The sequence below is a fragment of the Streptomyces sp. NPDC091292 genome (genome assembly GCF_044757265.1).
In the GTDB taxonomy this organism is placed as follows: Bacteria; Actinomycetota; Actinomycetes; order Streptomycetales; family Streptomycetaceae; genus Streptomyces.
Genome location: NZ_JBIVUQ010000018.1, coordinates 119,113 through 135,807 on the forward strand (window position 1 = coordinate 119,113; position 16,695 = coordinate 135,807).

The following is a 16,695-nucleotide window of genomic DNA, read 5'->3' on the forward strand; positions in this document are numbered from 1 at the left end:
GAAGGAGCCGCCCCGTGACCGCGTTTCAGGAACACCTTCGGCGGGAGGCCCGGCGGATTTTGGAAGGGTTTCCTGGGGCGGTCAAGGGTGAGATCTATGTGGTGTCGTTCCGGGTCTGGCGGCGGGAGCAGGATCCTCGGTATCCGTATGTGGCCATCGGGTTCAACACCGAGAGTGAGGTGCGGCGCGTGCTGGGGGGAGAGTCCTCCGATCCCGGCACGGCTCGCTGGGAGTACGCGTACTGGCTGCTCGAAGGGTTCGAAGCGCTCGGGCATCTGGAGGACGATCCTGTCGGCAGCCGGCTCTACGTCGAGGAAGTGCGGGCGCGGGGGCTCTGGTACGACGACGATCCCTCGGGCGACACGCAGGACGAGGCGGAGCAGGAGGCCAGTGACGAATTGCTCTATCGGCACTTCGCCGATGCCTGCGTCGAGCTGGCGCGGCACCTGCATGCCGAGGGCAGCGTCGCCGCGGCCCTCGGGCACGAGGTGCCGATCGTCCTGTTCGACATGGACTGCCCCGGCTGGGAGGTCGAGGCAACGGAGGCCGCGAACCCGCCGTACCTCGTCGCGGACTTCCTGGAGCACCACTCCGGTGAGTGACCCGCACCGGAGAGTCGCCTATACCGGTGCCGGAGTGCTCTCCGTCAGCGGGTCGTCGTCCGCGAACTGTGTGCGGTACAGCTCCGCGTAGCGGCCCCCTCGGGTCAACAGGTCTTCGTGGGTGCCCTGTTCCACGACGAGACCGTTCTCGATGACCAGGATCTGGTCCGCCGTGCGGACCGTCGACAGGCGGTGCGCGATCACCAGGGCCGTCCGGTCCGCCAGGGCCTCGGCGAGGGCCGCCTGGACCGCCGCCTCGGACGTGTTGTCGAGATGGGCGGTCGCCTCGTCGAGGATGACGACGCGCTGGCGGGCGAGGAGGAGCCGGGCGATGGTCATGCGCTGGCGTTCGCCGCCGGAGAGCCGGTAGCCGCGTTCACCGACGACGGTGTCGAGCCCGTCCGGCAGGGACCGCACGAGGTCGTCCAGGCGGGCCCGCCCCAGCACGTCCCACAGCTCGTCGTCGGTGGCGCCGGGACGGGCGAGCAGGAGGTTGGCGCGGACGGACTCGTGGAAGAGGTGGCCGTCCTGCGTGACCATGCCGAGCGTGGCACGCAGGGAGTCCGCGGACAGGTCGCGTACGTCGACGCCGCCGATCCGGACGGCGCCCGCGTCCGCGTCGTACAGGCGGGGCAGGAGCTGCGCGATGGTCGACTTGCCCGCCCCGGACGAGCCGACGAGGGCGACGGTCTGGCCGGGTTCGGCGCGGAACGAGACCCCGTGCAGGACTTCGGCGCCGCCCCGCCCGTCGAGTGAGGCGACCTCTTCGAGCGACGCGAGGGAGACCTTGTCGGCGGAGGGGTAGCCGAAGCGGACGTCGTCGAACTCGACGGCGACCGGGCCTTCGGGGACCTGCCGGGCGTCGGGCCGCTGCGCGATGAGCGGCTTGAGGTCGAGCACTTCGAAGACCCTCTCGAAGCTGACGAGGGCGCTCATCACCTCGACACGCGCCCCGGCGAGCGCGGTCAGCGGCGCGTACAGCCGGGTCAGGAGCAGTGCGAGGGCGACGACCGCGCCGGGTTCGAGGCTGCCGCGCAGGGCGTAGAAGCCGCCAAGTCCGTAGACCAGGGCGAGCGCGAGCGCCGAGACGAGGGTCAGGGCCGTGATGAAGGTGGACTGCGCCATCGCGGTCCGTACGCCGATGTCCCGCACCCGCCGGGCCCGCGCCGCGAACTCCGCCGACTCGTCGTCGGGCCGCCCGAACAGTTTGATCAGCGTGGCCCCCGGCGCCGAGAACCGCTCGGTCATCCGTGTGCCCATCGCGGCGTTGAGATGCGCCGCCTCCCGCTGGAGCCGTGCCATCCGGGTGCCCATCCGGCGCGCCGGCACCACGAACACCGGCAGCAGGACCAGCGCGAGCAGCGTGATCTGCCACGAGAGCGTGAGCATCACGGCGAGGGTGAGCAGCAGGGTCACCAGATTGGTGACGACACCGGAGAGCGTGTTGCTGAAAGCACGCTGGGCACCGATCACGTCGTTGTTGAGTCGGCTGACGAGGGCGCCGGTGCGGGTACGCGTGAAGAAGGCGACCGGCATCCGCTGGACGTGGTCGAAGACGGCCGTCCGCAGATCGAGGATCAGCCCCTCGCCGAGGGTCGCCGACAGACGCCGGTTGAGGAGACCGAGCGCCGCCTCCGCGACGGCGATCACCGCGATGAGCAGCGCGAGGCGGACGACGGTGGCCGTGTTCTCGGCGGACCGGGCGGACCCGCCGGTCACGATCGCGTCCACGACCCGCCCCGCGAGGACCGGCGTGGCCACCGCGAGCAGCGCGGTCACCATGCCGAGTAGAACGAACTGCACGATACGGCGGCGGTGCGGCCGGGCGAAGGCGGCGATACGGCGCAGCGTCGCACGGGCGAAGGGCCGCCGGTCCTGATGGGCGTGCATGACACTCTGCAACTGCGTCCACGCCGTGGTCTCCATACTCATGCGAGGACCGTAGGACCTCAAGCAACCTTGAGGTCAAGCGGGGGTGGCCGCACACCTGACATCACCCCCCGCACACGTAGTTGACCGGCGTGTCGGCGCCCGTCCGCCCGCTCGCAACCCCACGTTGGTCCGATGCGGAAAACCTCGTTGGATGTGACGGCCGCTCGCGTGTCCCCCGCGCTCCCCCGACGCATCCCCCGGCTCCCCGGACGCTTTCCCCGGCGTCTGCCCGTCCGGCAGGTGCTCTGCCTGCTGCCGCTCGCGCTGGTCGCGGTGGTGGCCGTACAGCACTGGACAGTCCTCACCGAGGGCTTCGGCAAGCTCGGCACCGGCGAGTGGCCCTGGCTGCTCGCCGCCGCCACGACGACCTGTCTCGCCTGGGTCGCCGCCGCCGTCACCCGGCAGGGCGCCGTCGTCGAGCGGATGCCCGTGTTCCGGCTGCTGGCCACGCAGTTCGCGGCCGGCGCCGCGAACCACCTGCTGCCGACCGGACTCGGCGCGAGCGCCGTGAACCTCCGCTTCATGACGGTGTGCGGCATCCCGCTGGCCCGCTCGTCGGCCGCGCTGGCGCTGTACATACTCGCCGAGGCCATCAGCCGCGTGACCCTCCTGATCGCCCTGCTCCTCGCCTTCCCCAGCGCCCTGCGCCTGAGCACCCTGCTGCCCGAGGGCGCGGTCGGCCCGCTCCTGCTGGCGGTCGCGGTGGCGACGGTCGTCGCGGCGGCGGTCCTGCTCCTGGTGCGCCGGCTGAGGACGGCGGCCGTGTCGTTCCTGCGGACCGCGCTCGGCGAGGCCCGCAGCGTCCACACCAGGCCCGCGCGGGCCCTCGCACTGTGGGGCGGCTCGCTGGCCTTCCCGGCGCTCCAGGCCGCAGGGCTCGTCGCGGTCGGACAGGCGCTGGGGCTCCAGATCCCGGCGGCGCACATGGCGGTCGCCTATCTCGCGGCGACGGTCGCGGTGGCACTCGTACCCACACCGGGCGGGCTCGGCTCGGTGGAGGCCGCGCTGATCGTGACCCTGGTCGCGGCGGGCGGCGACGCGGCGGTGGCGACGGCGGTCGTCCTCACGTACCGCATCATCACGGTCTGGCTGCCTCTGCTGCCGGGGGCCCTCACGCTCGGGGTGCTGGTGCGGCTCAAGGTGATCTGAGAGCCTCACCGGGCCGCCGTACCCCCACGGCGGAAGCCGAAGCAGAGGGGTCACCGCCATGCCCGTCCGGGTCGAACGCCAGGAGTACGTCACCACGGTCGTCCTCTCCCGCCCCGAGGCGCGCAACGCCGTGGACGGTCCGACCGCCGCCGAACTCGTCGCCGCCTTCCGGGAGTTCGACGCGGATCCGACGGCGCGTGTCGCGGTGCTGTGGGGTGAGGGCGGCACGTTCTGCGCGGGCGCGGACCTCAAGGCGATCGGTACGGAGCGCGGCAACCGGGTCGCCACCGACGGCGATGGGCCGATGGGTCCGACCCGGTTGCGGCTGTCGAAGCCGGTGATCGCCGCGGTCAGCGGACACGCGGTGGCGGGCGGCCTGGAGCTGGCGCTCTGGTGCGATCTGCGGGTCGCCGAAGAGGACGCCGTGTTCGGTGTGTTCTGCCGCCGCTGGGGCGTTCCGCTGATCGACGGCGGCACGGTACGGCTGCCCCGGCTGATCGGCACCAGTCACGCGATGGACATGATCCTCACCGGGCGCCCGGTCCCGGCAGCGGAGGCGCACGCGATGGGCCTCGCCAACCGGGTGGTGCCGCCGGGGCGGGCCCGCGCCGAGGCCGAGGCGCTGGCGGCCGGCATCGCCCGCTTCCCGCAGGAGTGCCTGCGCGCCGACCGGGCGTCGGTGCTGGAACAGGAGGGACAGGAGGAGGCGGCGGCGATGGCGGGCGAACTCCGGCACGGGATGGGCGTGTTGGCGCGGAGCCTGGAGGGCGCGGCCCGCTTCACGGCGGGCGCGGGACGCCACGGGGACTTCAGGGACATCTGACGGGCGGGTTCGGGGACATCTGACGGCAGGTGGGGCCGGCCCGTCCGGCCGGTACCCTTCCCGGGTGACGCAGCACCCCGTACCGGACCGGCGGCGACCCGCGAACCACGGGCCCAAGGCCGCTGCCCGTAATCGGGCGGCGCTGGTCGCCGCCGCCCGCGAGATCTACGCCGAGTACGGCCTGAACGCTCCACTGTCCGCCATCGCGCGCCGGGCCGGTGTCGGACAGGGCGTGCTCTACCGGCACTTCCCCGACCGGGCCGCCGTGACGAGCGCGGTTCTGGAGGAGAACGTACGGGAGATCGAGCGGGCGGCGGCAGCGCAGGACGCGACCTGCGCCGGAGTCCTCGGCGTGCTGACCTGGCATCTGAGGGAGTCGGCCGCCTTCATCGGCCTCCTGCACGCCGACGTGGCGACCAGCCGCTCCGGCATGATCACGCACGCCATGTCCCTGTCCGAACGCGTGGAGCACGCTCTGCGGGGACACCTGCCGGACGGTCATCCGCTGGCCGGGGCGAGCGACCTCATGCTCGCCGTCGCCATGGTCTCCGGCGCCGTCACCGGCCCCACCCGCGAGGTACGGGAGCTTCGGGCGCTGGCCGCGTGGCGGCTGCTCGGTGTCGAGGTGGGACCGGTGCGGCCCTTCGAGGGGTGAGGACGGCGGGCGGGGTCAGCCGCCGTTGGACTGGCGGACGCCCTCCGCCAGCGCGTCGAAGGCGTACAGATAGCCCCCGGCGGGCCCGCTGACGGTCATGTACGCCCTGGTCCCGCCAGGCGTGATCGCCACGTTCGTCGCCGACTCAAGTCCTTCGGCGCGGCCGGGGATCTCCACCGTCGCCAGGCGCTCGCCGTGCTTGCTGTAGACGATCATCGCGGGCCTGCCGTGCAGCCCCTGGTAGAGGTTGCCGTCCGCGTCCACGGCGATCGAGTCGGTCTGGGCGATGCCGCCGTCGACGCGGATCGCGGTGTGCCGGGACACCACCTTCCCGTCCTCGTCGAGGCGCAGGTACGAGATCCGGTTCTCGGTGAGTTCGCTGAACCACAGCCCCCGGTAGTCCGCGTCGAAGGAGATGCCGTTCGTCGCGGCCAGTCCGTCTGCCAGGACGGTGGCCTTCCCGCCGTCGCGGTCGATCCGCACCACGCGGCCGTGCGCCTCGCCCTCGGACAGGCCGCGCGAGTCGCTGAGATAGAGGTTGCCGTCCTGGTCGAAGGCGATGTCGTCGGGGTTCATCGGCGCGCCGTCGACCTCCCCGGAGAAGAAGGTCCGCGGATCCGTACCGTCCGGGGCCAGGCTCACGACCTCGCCGTGGAAGTCGGTCAGGTAGATCCGTCCGTCGTACGGGCTGAATTGCGCCGAGGTGTAGGCGCCCCGGCCATCGGTGTGGACCGCCCGTGACGTCTTCTTCCGGACATCCACACGTATCACCTTGGGCTTACCCTCGGGCGCGGTGACGTCCACGACGAGCAGGCTGCCGTCCGGGGCGAAGACCGGGCCCTCCAGGAGGGTCATCCCGGTCTCCTCGTGCACCTTCGTCACCTGCATGACCTTCTGCGCGGTGAGGGTCCGGCCGGTGCCGGCGGAGGCCGCCTCGTCGCCGCGAGCACCTGCGCCCGCGCCCGCACCTGTACTTGTACCCGTACCTGTTTCCGTACCGCATCCCGTGAGGGCCAGCGCACCGATCGCGGTGAGCACGGCGAGGGATCGGATCGGGAGTCGTCGCATGGGGGGCTCTTCCTGTCGACGGGTGGGGCGATGCCCGGACGCACTCTGGCCGGATACCGAGGTGCGCCGACACTCCAACCGGACACCCTTGTCCGGTAGTTGTTACCGTAGCGGACGGCCGCGCTCCCCCGGAGCGGCCACCCCACCGCAGCCCGAAGGATCGAGGCCCCCCACGTGTCGACCCCCCACACCCCGCACACCCCGGCCCCCGACGAACTCGCCGCGCTGAGGCAGCGCTACCACCGCGAACGCGAGCGGCGCGTGCGGCCCGACGGCGCACGCCAGTACCTGGCCACCGACGCCGAAGCCGAGTTCGGTTACTACGCCGCCGATCCGTACACGGGAGAGGTCGCCGACCGCGAGCCGCTGCACGACACGGTCGACGTCGCCGTGGTCGGCGGCGGATTCGGCGGCATCCTCGCCGGGGCGCGGCTGCGGCAGCAGGGCGTGGCACGGGTCAGGATCGTCGAGACGGGAGGCGACTTCGGGGGGACGTGGTACTGGAACCGGTACCCGGGCGTCCACTGCGACATCGAGGCGCACGTCTACCTGCCGCTGCTGGACGAGACCGGGTACGTGCCGGAGTGGAAGTACGCCCCCGGCGAGGAGATCCGCCGTCACGCGGTGCGCGTGGCACGGCAGTTCGATCTCTACCCGGATGCCCTCTTCTCCACCGTGGTCACCTCGCTGACCTGGGACGAGGCATCCGAGATGTGGATCGTGGCCACCGACCGGGGCGACGCGTTCCGGGCCACCTACGTCGTCACCGCGACCGGCACGCTCTCCGAGCCGAAGCTCCCCGGGATACCCGGCATCAAGGACTTCAAGGGCCACACCTTCCACACGTCCCGGTGGGACTACGCCTACACGGGAGGCACCCCGGACGGCGGCATGACCGGTCTCGCGGACCGGCGGGTGGGCATCGTCGGCACCGGCGCCACCGGCATCCAGGTCATCCCGAAGCTGGCCGATGACGCCGCCCGCGTCTACGTCTTCCAGCGCACCCCGTCCACCGTGGACGTGCGCGCCAACCGCCGCACCAGCGCAGAGGACGTCGGCGCGGGGCACGACGGCTGGGCGCGTCGGCGCCGCGAGAACTATCTCCGTATCGTCTCCGGCGAGGGAGCCGAGCAGGACCTCGTCGCGGACCGGTGGACGATGTCGGCCGGGCTTCTGGAGAAGCTGACAAGTTTCCGCCGCCCAGGGGACCTGAGCGGGTTCGAGGCCGCCTACGAGGCCGCCGACGCCGCCAAGATGAACGAACTCCGCGCCCGCGTCGAGCAGATCGTCACCGACCCGGACACGGCGGACCGGCTCAAGCCCTGGTACCGCTACGCCTGCAAGCGCCCCACTTTCTCGGACGCCTACTATCCGGCGTTCAACCGCGACAACGTCACCCTGGTCGACACCGCGGACACCCACGGCATCGAGCGCGTGACCGCGGACGGCGTCGTGGTCGGCGACACCACCTACGCTCTCGACTGCCTGATCTTCGCCACCGGTTTCTCCGTCGGCACCTCCGGCGTGCTCTCCGGCAAGCTCCCCGTCCACGGCCGGGACGGCACCCCGCTCCTTGACGTGTGGCGGCGACAGGGCCCGCGCACCCTGCACGGCTTCACGTGCAACGGCTTCCCGAACCTGATCCAGATGGGAAGCATGCAGAACGCCAGCAGCGTCAACTACACGCACATCCTGGACGAGCAGGCCGTGCACGCCGCCGCCCTGGTCGCAGCCGCCGAAGCCGAGGGCGCCCTCGTCGAACCGTCACGCGCTGCCGAGGACTCCTGGATCGCCACCCTGGCCGCCGACGCCCCCGACCACGAGTGGTTCCACGCCGAGTGCACCCCCGGCTACTACAACCGCGAAGGGCGAGGCCGGCCGAACGGCCCGACCTCCTACCCGCACGGCGCCGTCGCCTTCCACGCACTCCTCCAGCGATGGCGCGAGGAGTCCCTGGGCGACATCCTCCGGACGCGCCGTCACGACACGCCCTCCACCTCGACCCGGACCGTCCCTTCCCCGGCGTCCACACCCCGCGTCCACGCCCCGGAGAGGTGAACGGACCTGTTCGGTACGGCCGTTCGCCACGTGCGCTCCCGGTGCAGCGCCCTGCCGTCCTGGGTCACCACGAACGTGGGCCGGTCGAGGAAGCGGGTGGTGCGCAGTACGAAGGGGCGGGGGGACGGCAGTTCGGGGTCGACGCGGTTCGGGGCGATCCAGCGCAGCGGCGCCGCGGCCTCGATCCGTACGGGCGGTACGGGCCTTTCGGCGGGCCAGGTGGAGCCGTCGGCGAGATGACGGAGTACGTACTCGGCGGCGAGCGTGCCCTCGCGGACGACCGTGCCCGCGCTCTCCACGGCGTGCAGCAGGTTCCCCACCGCGAAGACGCCGGGCCGCGAGGTACGGAAGGCGGCGTCGACGGCCGGTCCCCGCGTGCCGGTATCGACGGTGAGGCCACCGCGCCGGGCCAGTTCGTGCTCGGGCGTGAAGTCGCCGGTGAACACCACCGTGTCGCAGGCGAGTGTCATGGCCCTGCCGTCGTCACGGCGGACGGCGACCCCGGAGAGGCGTCCCCTGCCCACGAGTTCGGTGACGGTCGCGCCGCTGAGCAGCGGGACGCGATGCCGCAGCCGGGTGGCGAGGGCGTGCGCGGCCGACGCCTGGTGGCGGGGCAGATCGGTGACCATCGCGACGACGTCGACTCCGGCGCCGCGCAGGGTGTCCACGGCGTGGTAGGCCACCTGCTCGGCCCCGACGACGACCGCGCGGCGCCCGATGTCGAGCCCGTACAGATGCACCGACTGCTGCAACTCGCCCGTGGTGAGGACCCCGGCGGGTCGGCTGCCCGGTACGAGGCGTGCGCTGCGCGGGCGTTCGCGGGCTCCGGTGGCGAGGACGACGGCCCGTGCGGTGACCGTTTCGGGTCCCCGGGGGCTCGTGGTGTCCAGGGCCAGCGGACCGGCCCAGCCGAGCGCGGTGACGCCGGTACGGAGTTCGGCTCCGGCACGGACCGCCGTGTCGATCCAGCGGCGCGCGGCGGTGGGTCCGTCGGCGGGCCGCTTCGCGGTGCCGAAGCCGCCGTGGAAGCAGTGGCGCGGCACGCCGCCGGGGCGCCGCTCGCGCTCCAGGACCTCGACCCGGCCCGCACCGGCTTCGGCGAGCCGCGCCGCTGCGGCGAGACCGGCGGGTCCGGCGCCGACGACCAGGACATCGACGCTGCGGGAGCCGTTCACGATTTCCGCCCCCGCTCGAAGAGGTCCCGTACCGCGGCGCCGCAGTGGAATCCCTGGCAGCGGCCCGCGCGCGCCCGCGTCCTGCGGCGCAGCCCGTCCAGCGAGGCGGGCGGCACGGTGGAGGCGAGCGCGTCGCGGATCTCGCCCCGGGACACCCGCTCGCAGTGGCACACGAGCGTCCCGTACTCGGCGTCGGCGGCGATCAGTTCGGCGCGCTGATACGGGCGCGGGAACGCCTCGCCGAGGTTGGGCATGCGTACGGGCTCCAGGTCCTCGGGCGTTCCGATGTCGAGGCCCGCTTCGGCGAGGAGATCGGTGACGTACGCGGCGATGGCGAGGGAAGCGGTGAGGCCGGTGGAGCGGATGCCTCCGACGGTGACGTAGCGCTGTTCGGCGTGGGCCCGGATTTGGTAGTCGTCCTGTTCGGTGGCGGCGCGCAGCCCCGCGTACACGGCGGTGACCTCCTCGTCGACGAGGGCGGGCAGGATCCGGTGGCCCTTCTCCCGCAGCAGGGCGAGCCCTTCGGCGGTGGATCCGGTGGCGCCCTTGTCTTCCAGGTCCTCGGCGGTCGGCCCGAGCAGGACGTTGCCGTACACCGTGGGCGCGACGAGGACGCCCTTGCCGAGCGCGGTGGGGACGGGCAGCAGGATGTGGTGGACGAGGTCACGGGCGAGCTTGTCGTAGACGACGAGCTGGCCGCGGCGCGGGCGTACCGTGAAGTCGTCGTGGCCGAGCCGCCGGTCGAGGTCGTCGGCGTGCAGCCCGGCGGCGTTGACGAGGTAACGGGTACGCAGAACGCCCCGGCTCGTCGTCAGCTCGTGCGCGCCGGCCGCCTGGTCCACCTGTTCCACCCGGCAGTTCAGGTGCAGGTCGACGCCCGCGCGGACGGCCTGGGTGGCGTAGGCGAGGGTCGTGGTCCAGGGGCAGATGATGCTTTCGCCGGGCACGTGGAGGGCGCCGCGCACACCGGGACCGAGGTGCGGTTCGCGGGTGCGGACCTCGTCGGGGCCGATGGTGCGGGTGTCGTGGCAGCCGTTGCGTTCCGCCTTGGCGGCGAGCGCGGGCAGCGCGGCCAGTTGCTCGTCGTCCCAGGCGACGAGGAGGGCGCCGACCCGTTCGACGGGGATGCCGCAGTCGGCCGCGTAGGCGGTGAGGCGGCGCGCGCCGTCCCGCACGAGCCGGGCTTCGAGGGACCCGGGCACGGCGTCGAATCCGGTGTGCAGGATCGCGGTGTTGGCCTTCGACGTCGCGTCCCCGACGTCGTCCCGCGCCTCGACCAGCGCGATACGCGGCGGGCGACCGTCGACGGCACCCCGGTACCGGGCCAGCTCACGGGCGATCGCCGAGCCGACGACCCCCGCGCCCACCACGGTCACGTCGTACGGGGTGTCCGGCAGCGCGCCCGACCTGGTGACGGTCATGAAGAGCTTCCGGAGCGGATCAGGGTGTCCACGGCCGCCCGGAACCCGGCCAGCCGCTCCGCCGCCTCGCTCGCCGTGATCCGGGGCTCGTACACCGTGACCGGACGCCACGCGGGCACCGCGTCGTCCACGCCGACCTCCGGGTCGAGCCCCATCCGGGCGAGCGCGGCGACGCCGAGCGCGGTGACGTCGGGCAGCGCCGAGACCTCGACGGGGCGTTGCAGCAGATCCGCCTGGGTCTGCATGAGCAGCGCCGAGCGGGTCAGCCCGCCGTCCACGCGCAGCACGGTGAGCGGGGTGCCGAGATCTTCGGCGGCGGCGTCGGCGAGTGCGGTGACCTGCGCGGCGATGCCCTCGCAGAGGGCGCGCACCAGATGGCCGGGGGTGGTGTCGAGGCCGAGCCCGGTGAGGGTGCCGCGCAGGTCGCCGCGCCACCAGGGCGCGGCGAGCCCGGCGAGCGCGGGCACGAAGGTGGTGCCGCCGCTGTCGGGTACGGCCGAGCCGACCGGGTCGAGGTCGGCGGCGCCGGAGATCACCCCGAGGTCGGTGAGCCAGCGGACCGCCGAAGCGGCCGTGTAGACCTGCCCGTCGAGGCAGTAGCTGGTCCTCCCGGCGAGGCGCCAGGCGACACAACTGACGAGCCCTGACGCGCCGCGCCGTGGCCGGTCGCCGGTCTGGGCGAGCAGGAAGGCGCCGGTGCCGTACGTGCACTTGGCGGCGCCCGGTGCGGTGACGCGCTGGGCGAGGAGCGCGGCCTGCTGGTCCACGAGCAGCCCGGTGAGCGGGAGTTCGGGTCCGAAGGCGCGGGTGGTGCCGACGGGTCCGGCCGCGTCGACGATCTCGGGAAGGTGTTCGCCGCTGAGGCCGAAGGCGTCGAGCGCGGCCGGGGACCAGTCGACGCGGTCCAGGTCGAGCAGTTGGGTACGGCCCGCGGTCGCCGCGTCGGTGACGTACGCGCCGGTGAGCCGGTGGACGAGCCACGCGTCGCTGGTGGTGACCACGCCGTCGCGGGTGAGGTGGCGGCGGATCCACGCCATCTTGGGCGCCGCGAAGTACGGGTCGAGGGGCAGTCCGGTGAGCTGCCGCAGTTCGTCGGCGCGGGGCGCGAGGTCGGCGCAGACCGTCTCGGCGCGGCGGTCCTGCCAGACGAGCGCGTCGGTGAGCGGCTGTCCGGTGGCGCGGTCCCAGGCGAGTACGGTCTCGCCCTGGTTGGCGAGGCCCACCGCGGCGACCGGTTCACCGGCGGCGGCGAGCGCGGCGCGCCCGGCGGCGACCACCGAACCGTACAGCTCGGCCGGATCGACCTCGACGAGGCCGCCGGGCAGATGGCGGGGGCGTACCTCCGCGGTGCCGGTGCCGATCACTCCGCGCTCCGGGCAGACCACGAGCGCCTTGGTGCCGGATGTGCCCTGGTCGACGGCCAGGACGGGTGCCGTCATCGTCCGCTCCCGGGGCGCGCGCAGCCGCGTTCGGTGATCATCGCGCGTCAGCCTCCTCCCGCGTACGGCCGCCCGTCAAGCACCCAGATCAGACGCTCCGTCAATTTCCCTTGAAAGAACCACTGTTGAGCGAGGCGATGGATCTCACGCGAGTAAGATCGGTAAACCGCCCGGTAAGTGGAAGTCGCCCCTCTACACTGTCGCCCGTCCATCGCATCCCCCCACCGAAAGCGCGGAGGACCCTTGTTGTCCAACACCGTCCCTCCGGGCCTCACGGGGGCGCGGCCCTGATGTCCCGAGACGGCTTCCGCCCCGCCTACCACCCCGCCGGGCACGACGCCGGGCTGCGTGTCGCGCTCCAGGATCTGCGGGCGGGTCGCTGGGTGTCGATGCGGAATCTGCTCGACTCCACCGCCGACCGCTCCCTGTGGACGCAGCGCACCCAGGTGCTCGCCGCCGCGGCGGCCGGCACGGATCTGGTGCAGGCGTGGCGCGCGGAGGAGCCCCGCAGTGTGTCCGCGGCCGTGATGGAGGGCCGGGTGGCCGTCGAGCGGACCCTGCGCGCGCATCGCGGGGAGCACCGGCACACCCATGAGCTGTGGCAGCAGGCGTGGGAGGCGTGCCGGCTCGCGGCGCACGCGGCCCCCGACGACCCGGTGCCCTGGGTGTGTCTGCTGGCGCTCGCACCGCTCGACACCGGGCAGCAGATGGAGGAGCACCGGGCGGCGCCGCCCGAGCCGATGCTGCCGTACGGGCCGTGGGGTCTGCTCGCCGAGGCCGACAAGCGGGACCCGCACAACCGCGAGGCGTACCACCGGATGCTCCAGTTCATGTATGTGCGCCGGGCGGGCGGCAGGCTGTCGGAGGCCGTCAACTTCGTGCAGTGGGCGGTGACTTCGGCGGGGCCCGGTTCGGCGCTGCACGTGCTGCCGCTGTATGTGCGGGTGGAGCGGTATCGCAGGGAGGGTGGCCGGGAGTCGGCGCTCGATCTGCACTGGGTCGCCGAGGACGCGACGCGTGAGGCGCTGCGCGCGCTCGGTGGATGGTTCGACCATGTGGAGCCGGAGGAGAGTTCCCTCCTCGATCTGAACCATCTGGCGCACGCCCTGTGGGGTGCGCTGCAATTCACCGACGGCGCCCGGGTGTTCGAGGCCCTGGGCCCGTACTGGACGCCCGTGCCCTGGTCGTACCGTACGCCCGACGCGGGTGACTCGGCCGCGGCGGTCGAGCTGTTCACGCAGGCCCGCGCGCGCTGTCTCGGCACGGGCCGCGGCCGGGGCCGTCCGTGAACCGGCACGGCGGGCCCTGACCCGCCGCCACTCGCCGCGCCCCCTGACGAGGCCGGCCGGGCACCGCGCTTCGCGCCTTCGCACGACCGGCCTCGCGCACCACCGATATTCCCTTTCCCCATCTCCTGCCCCCTTCCCCTGTTTCCCCTTCTCCTGTTTTTCCTTCCGCTGACCTTTCTCCCGGAGGTATTTGTCATGTCCCGTACGCAATGGTCGGAGCCTGGTGCCCCGGTGCACCAGGACGAGGAGCAACGGCTGCGGGAGCTGGGCTACAAGCCGGTTCTCGCCCGCCGCATGGGCGGGTTCGGCAACTTCGCCATCAGCTTCTCCGTCATCTCCATCCTGTCCGGCTGCATGACCCTGTACGGGTTCGGGCTCGGCACCGGCGGGCCCGCGGTCATGCTCTGGGGCTGGGCGGGCGTCGGCCTGTTCGTCCTGTGCGTGGGTCTGGCGCTGGCCGAGGTGACGAGCGCCTATCCGACGTCGGGGGCGCTGTACTACATGGCCGACCGGCTCGGTGGTCGCCGCTGGGGCTGGTACACGGGCTGGCTGAATCTGCTCGGTCTGCTGGGCGCCATCGCGGGCATCGACTACGGCGCCGCGCTGTTCACGGGGGCGTTCCTGAACCTCCAGTGGGGTTTCGAGCCGACGCCCGGCTCCACGATGCTGATCTTCATCGCGATCCTGCTGCTGCACGCGGTCCTGAACCTGTTCGGCGTCCGCCTGGTCAGCATCCTGAACTCGATCAGCGTGTGGTGGCACCTGGGAGGGGTGGCGCTCATCGTCGGCGCCCTGTGGATCGTGCCGGACCACCACCAGTCGCCGGAGTTCGTGTTCACCGAGTTCGTCAACGACACCGGCTGGTCCAACCCGTTCTACGTCGCCGCGATCGGTCTGCTGCTCGCCCAGTACACGTTCTCCGGGTACGACGCGTCGGCGCATCTCTCCGAGGAGACGTCCAACGCGTCGGTGTCCGCGGCCAAGGGCATAGTCCGCGCGATCTGGGTGTCATGGATCGCCGGTTTCGTGCTGCTGACCGGGCTGACCTTCGCGATCCAGGACTACAAGGGCACGCAGGAGAGCGCGACCGGGGTACCGCCGGCACAGATCCTGCTGGACGCGCTGGGCTCGGGCGGCGCCACCGCGCTGCTCCTCGTGGTGATCGCGGCGCAGTTGTTCTGCGGCAACGCCGAGGTGGCCGCCGCGAGCCGGATGGTGTTCGCGTTCAGCCGTGACAACGCGCTGCCCGGCTCGGCGCTGTGGCGCAAGGTCAGCAGCCGGACGCAGACGCCGGTCCCCGCCGTGTGGCTGTCGGTCGCCGTCGCGTGCGTCCTCGCGCTGCCGTCCCTGTACTCGGCGACGGCGTACGGCGCGGTGACCGCGATCAACGTCATCGGGATCACGCCCGCGTACGCCATCCCGATCTTCCTACGACTGCGGGCGGGCGACCGTTTCCAGCCAGGACCGTGGAGCCTGGGCCGCTGGAGCCGTCCCATCGGCTGGATCGCGGTGGTGTGGGTGGCCTGTGTGACGGTGCTGTTCTGTCTGCCGCAGTCGTCGCCGGTGACGGGCGACACGATGAACTACGCGTCGATCGCACTGGCCGTGGTCCTCGTCCTGGCCAGCGTCTGGTGGTACGTGGCCCGGCGCTCGTACGGCACGCCGTCCGCGTACGGCTCGGACCGGGAGCAGGCGGAGATCGCGGAGGGCATCGTCTAGTCGACCGGATCCAAGCCCCGCCGGATCGACGTTCAGAAGGAGTCTTCCGTAATTCATCACGTCGTGGGGTTCTCAACGAGCCGACGTTATGCAAGAGTCCTGCACAACCCGCGCCGGGCCCGGGGCCCGGCGCGGTCATGTGCACGACGACACGCACGACGACGCGTACGACACGGCGGCGGGGTGAGGGCATGCGGCGCGATGCGCGAGGCCACGATCTGGCGGCCCTCCGCGGGCTCAACACCGCCGTCGTGCTGCGGGCGCTGCGCGGGCTGAGCCCGCAGACGGTGAGCCAGTTGGCCGCCGCCACGGGCCTGTCACGGCCCACCGTCGAGGGTCTGGCCGACGAACTCATGGGCCGGGGCTGGATCGCCGAGGCCGAGGACCGGCCCGCCGAGCGCACCCCCGGCCGCCCGGCCCGCCGGCTCCGCTTCCGGGCCGAGGCGGGCCATGTCGTAGGCGTCGACTTCGGACTGCGCAAGATCGTGCTGCTGCTCTCCCGGCTCGACGGCGAGACCGTCGCCACCGACATCGACACGGTCCCACCCTCGATGACCGGCGCCGATCGCATCACCTTTCTGCGGGAACGGATCGGCGGGTTCCTGCGCGAGCACGGGCTCCGGCACGACGAGGTGTGGGCCGTCGGCATCGGGGTGCCCGGCATGGTCGACGAGACCGGCCGGATCCGGTCGGTGATCGTCCCGGACTGGACCGACGTGGACCTCGCCCGCCGCCTCGCCGACGACTTCCCCTGCCGCATCCTGGTCGAGAACGACGTCAACCTCGCCGTGCTCGCCGAACACTGGCGCGGCGCGGCCGTCCTCGCCGACGACGTCGCGTGCGTCCTCGCGGGCCGCCGGATCTCCTGCGGTCTGATCATCGACGGCAAGCTGCACCGGGGCCGCAGGGGCGGCGCCGGAGAGCTGGGCATCCTGCCCCAGCTCGGCATGGGCAAGGCCGCGAAGTCCCTCGTCTGGGCAGGCGCGCGGCACGACGGCGAGTCCGAGACGGACGCCCTGGCACGCGCGGTACGGGACGGCGACCCGGACGCGCTCACCGTCCTGGACGGCTATCTCGCCGGACTCGCCCCCGGAATCGCCGCCCTCGTCCTGGCCGTCGACCCGGAACTCGTCGTGCTGTCCGGCGCGATGGCACCGGTCGGTGAGCCGCTGGTACCGCTGCTCACGGAGCATCTGCGCGAACTTACCCTGCACGTCCCGCGGATCGTGGTCAGCACCCTCGGCAGGGAAGGCGTCGCGCTCGGCGCGGTGCGGCGCGCGCTGGACGCGGTCGACGCCGAACTGCCCGACCGCGCCATACCGTTACCGCCCCGCTGACACCCCACCCCCTTACTCCCCCGCCCCT

The 16,695-nt window shown here is 72.5% G+C and carries 13 protein-coding genes; 8 read left to right on the top strand and 5 right to left on the bottom strand.

Annotation, left to right across the window (positions count from 1 at the left end; all coding sequences use genetic code 11):
• Positions 1-14 precede the first annotated feature (14 nt).
• Positions 15-602, top strand: a complete 588-nt coding sequence (locus ACIQNU_RS34460; protein WP_401373876.1) for a hypothetical protein — start codon at positions 15-17, stop codon at positions 600-602.
• Between the two features lie 18 nt (positions 603-620).
• On the opposite strand, the gene ACIQNU_RS34465 is transcribed toward ACIQNU_RS34460, so the two are convergent.
• Positions 621-2,528: an ABC transporter ATP-binding protein gene (locus ACIQNU_RS34465; protein WP_401373957.1), complete on the bottom strand. Its 1,908-nt coding sequence runs from the start codon at positions 2,526-2,528 to the stop codon at positions 621-623.
• A 138-nt stretch (positions 2,529-2,666) separates the two neighbouring features.
• Here ACIQNU_RS34465 and ACIQNU_RS34470 point away from each other — a divergent pair, with 138 nt between their 5' ends.
• The 3 genes from ACIQNU_RS34470 (at position 2,667) to ACIQNU_RS34480 (ending at position 5,161) form a co-directional block, all read left to right on the top strand.
• Complete coding sequence (locus tag ACIQNU_RS34470) at positions 2,667-3,683, top strand: YbhN family protein (RefSeq protein WP_401373877.1); 1,017 nt, start codon at positions 2,667-2,669, stop codon at positions 3,681-3,683.
• Between the two features lie 58 nt (positions 3,684-3,741).
• Entirely contained in the window at positions 3,742-4,506 is a 765-nt protein-coding gene (locus ACIQNU_RS34475) for a crotonase/enoyl-CoA hydratase family protein (protein ID WP_401373878.1), read from the top strand.
• A gap of 64 nt (positions 4,507-4,570) precedes the next feature.
• Entirely contained in the window at positions 4,571-5,161 is a 591-nt protein-coding gene (locus tag ACIQNU_RS34480; protein ID WP_401373880.1) for a TetR family transcriptional regulator, read from the top strand.
• A 15-nt stretch (positions 5,162-5,176) separates the two neighbouring features.
• Here the strand turns inward: ACIQNU_RS34480 and ACIQNU_RS34485 are convergent, their stop codons facing one another.
• The gene (locus ACIQNU_RS34485; RefSeq protein WP_401373882.1) at positions 5,177-6,229 is read right to left on the bottom strand and encodes an SMP-30/gluconolactonase/LRE family protein; all 1,053 of its coding nucleotides are present in this window, start codon (positions 6,227-6,229) and stop codon (positions 5,177-5,179) included.
• A gap of 174 nt (positions 6,230-6,403) precedes the next feature.
• Between ACIQNU_RS34485 and ACIQNU_RS34490 the strand changes: the two genes are divergently transcribed.
• Positions 6,404-8,287 carry a flavin-containing monooxygenase gene (locus tag ACIQNU_RS34490; RefSeq protein ID WP_401373883.1) on the top strand — a complete coding sequence of 628 codons (1,884 nt, stop codon included), beginning with the start codon at positions 6,404-6,406 and terminating at the stop codon, positions 8,285-8,287.
• Here ACIQNU_RS34490 and ACIQNU_RS34495 read toward each other — a convergent pair.
• Genes ACIQNU_RS34495 through ACIQNU_RS34505 form a run of 3 tightly spaced genes read right to left on the bottom strand, consistent with a single transcriptional unit; the run spans position 8,209 to position 12,322 of the window.
• A complete protein-coding gene (locus ACIQNU_RS34495; protein WP_401373959.1) occupies positions 8,209-9,465 on the bottom strand; it encodes an NAD(P)/FAD-dependent oxidoreductase in 1,257 nt (418 codons plus the stop codon). The two genes, ACIQNU_RS34490 and ACIQNU_RS34495, sit on opposite strands and share 79 nt — an antisense overlap.
• Entirely contained in the window at positions 9,459-10,883 is a 1,425-nt protein-coding gene (locus ACIQNU_RS34500) for an FAD-dependent oxidoreductase (RefSeq protein ID WP_401373885.1), read from the bottom strand. Before ACIQNU_RS34500 ends, ACIQNU_RS34495 begins: the two co-directional genes overlap by 7 nt.
• The gene (locus tag ACIQNU_RS34505; protein WP_401373887.1) at positions 10,880-12,322 is read right to left on the bottom strand and encodes an FGGY family carbohydrate kinase; all 1,443 of its coding nucleotides are present in this window, start codon (positions 12,320-12,322) and stop codon (positions 10,880-10,882) included. Before ACIQNU_RS34505 ends, ACIQNU_RS34500 begins: the two co-directional genes overlap by 4 nt.
• Positions 12,323-12,612: 290 nt before the next feature.
• Here ACIQNU_RS34505 and ACIQNU_RS34510 point away from each other — a divergent pair, with 290 nt between their 5' ends.
• The 3 genes from ACIQNU_RS34510 to ACIQNU_RS34520 all read left to right on the top strand — a co-directional run bounded on the left by ACIQNU_RS34510 (position 12,613) and on the right by ACIQNU_RS34520 (position 16,667).
• Positions 12,613-13,611, top strand: a complete 999-nt coding sequence (locus tag ACIQNU_RS34510) for a hypothetical protein (protein ID WP_401373889.1) — start codon at positions 12,613-12,615, stop codon at positions 13,609-13,611.
• Between the two features lie 195 nt (positions 13,612-13,806).
• On the top strand, positions 13,807-15,330 hold the full coding sequence (locus ACIQNU_RS34515; RefSeq protein ID WP_401373891.1) for an amino acid permease: 1,524 nt from the start codon (positions 13,807-13,809) through the stop codon (positions 15,328-15,330).
• A gap of 191 nt (positions 15,331-15,521) precedes the next feature.
• Positions 15,522-16,667: an ROK family transcriptional regulator gene (locus ACIQNU_RS34520; RefSeq protein WP_401373892.1), complete on the top strand. Its 1,146-nt coding sequence runs from the start codon at positions 15,522-15,524 to the stop codon at positions 16,665-16,667.
• Positions 16,668-16,695 lie beyond the last annotated feature (28 nt).

Bases quoted from the DNA above. Each gene is read 5' to 3' on its own strand.
- ACIQNU_RS34465 (WP_401373957.1), bottom strand. From the start codon at position 2,528: ATGGAGACCACGGCGTGGACGCAGTTGCAGAGTGTCATGCACGCCCAT.
- ACIQNU_RS34470 (WP_401373877.1), top strand. From the start codon at position 2,667: ATGCGGAAAACCTCGTTGGATGTGACGGCCGCTCGCGTGTCCCCCGCG.
- ACIQNU_RS34475 (WP_401373878.1), top strand. From the start codon at position 3,742: ATGCCCGTCCGGGTCGAACGCCAGGAGTACGTCACCACGGTCGTCCTC.
- ACIQNU_RS34485 (WP_401373882.1), bottom strand. From the start codon at position 6,229: ATGCGACGACTCCCGATCCGATCCCTCGCCGTGCTCACCGCGATCGGT.
- ACIQNU_RS34500 (WP_401373885.1), bottom strand. From the start codon at position 10,883: ATGACCGTCACCAGGTCGGGCGCGCTGCCGGACACCCCGTACGACGTG.
- ACIQNU_RS34505 (WP_401373887.1), bottom strand. From the start codon at position 12,322: ATGACGGCACCCGTCCTGGCCGTCGACCAGGGCACATCCGGCACCAAG.
- ACIQNU_RS34510 (WP_401373889.1), top strand. From the start codon at position 12,613: ATGTCCCGAGACGGCTTCCGCCCCGCCTACCACCCCGCCGGGCACGAC.
- ACIQNU_RS34515 (WP_401373891.1), top strand. From the start codon at position 13,807: ATGTCCCGTACGCAATGGTCGGAGCCTGGTGCCCCGGTGCACCAGGAC.
- ACIQNU_RS34520 (WP_401373892.1), top strand. From the start codon at position 15,522: ATGCGGCGCGATGCGCGAGGCCACGATCTGGCGGCCCTCCGCGGGCTC.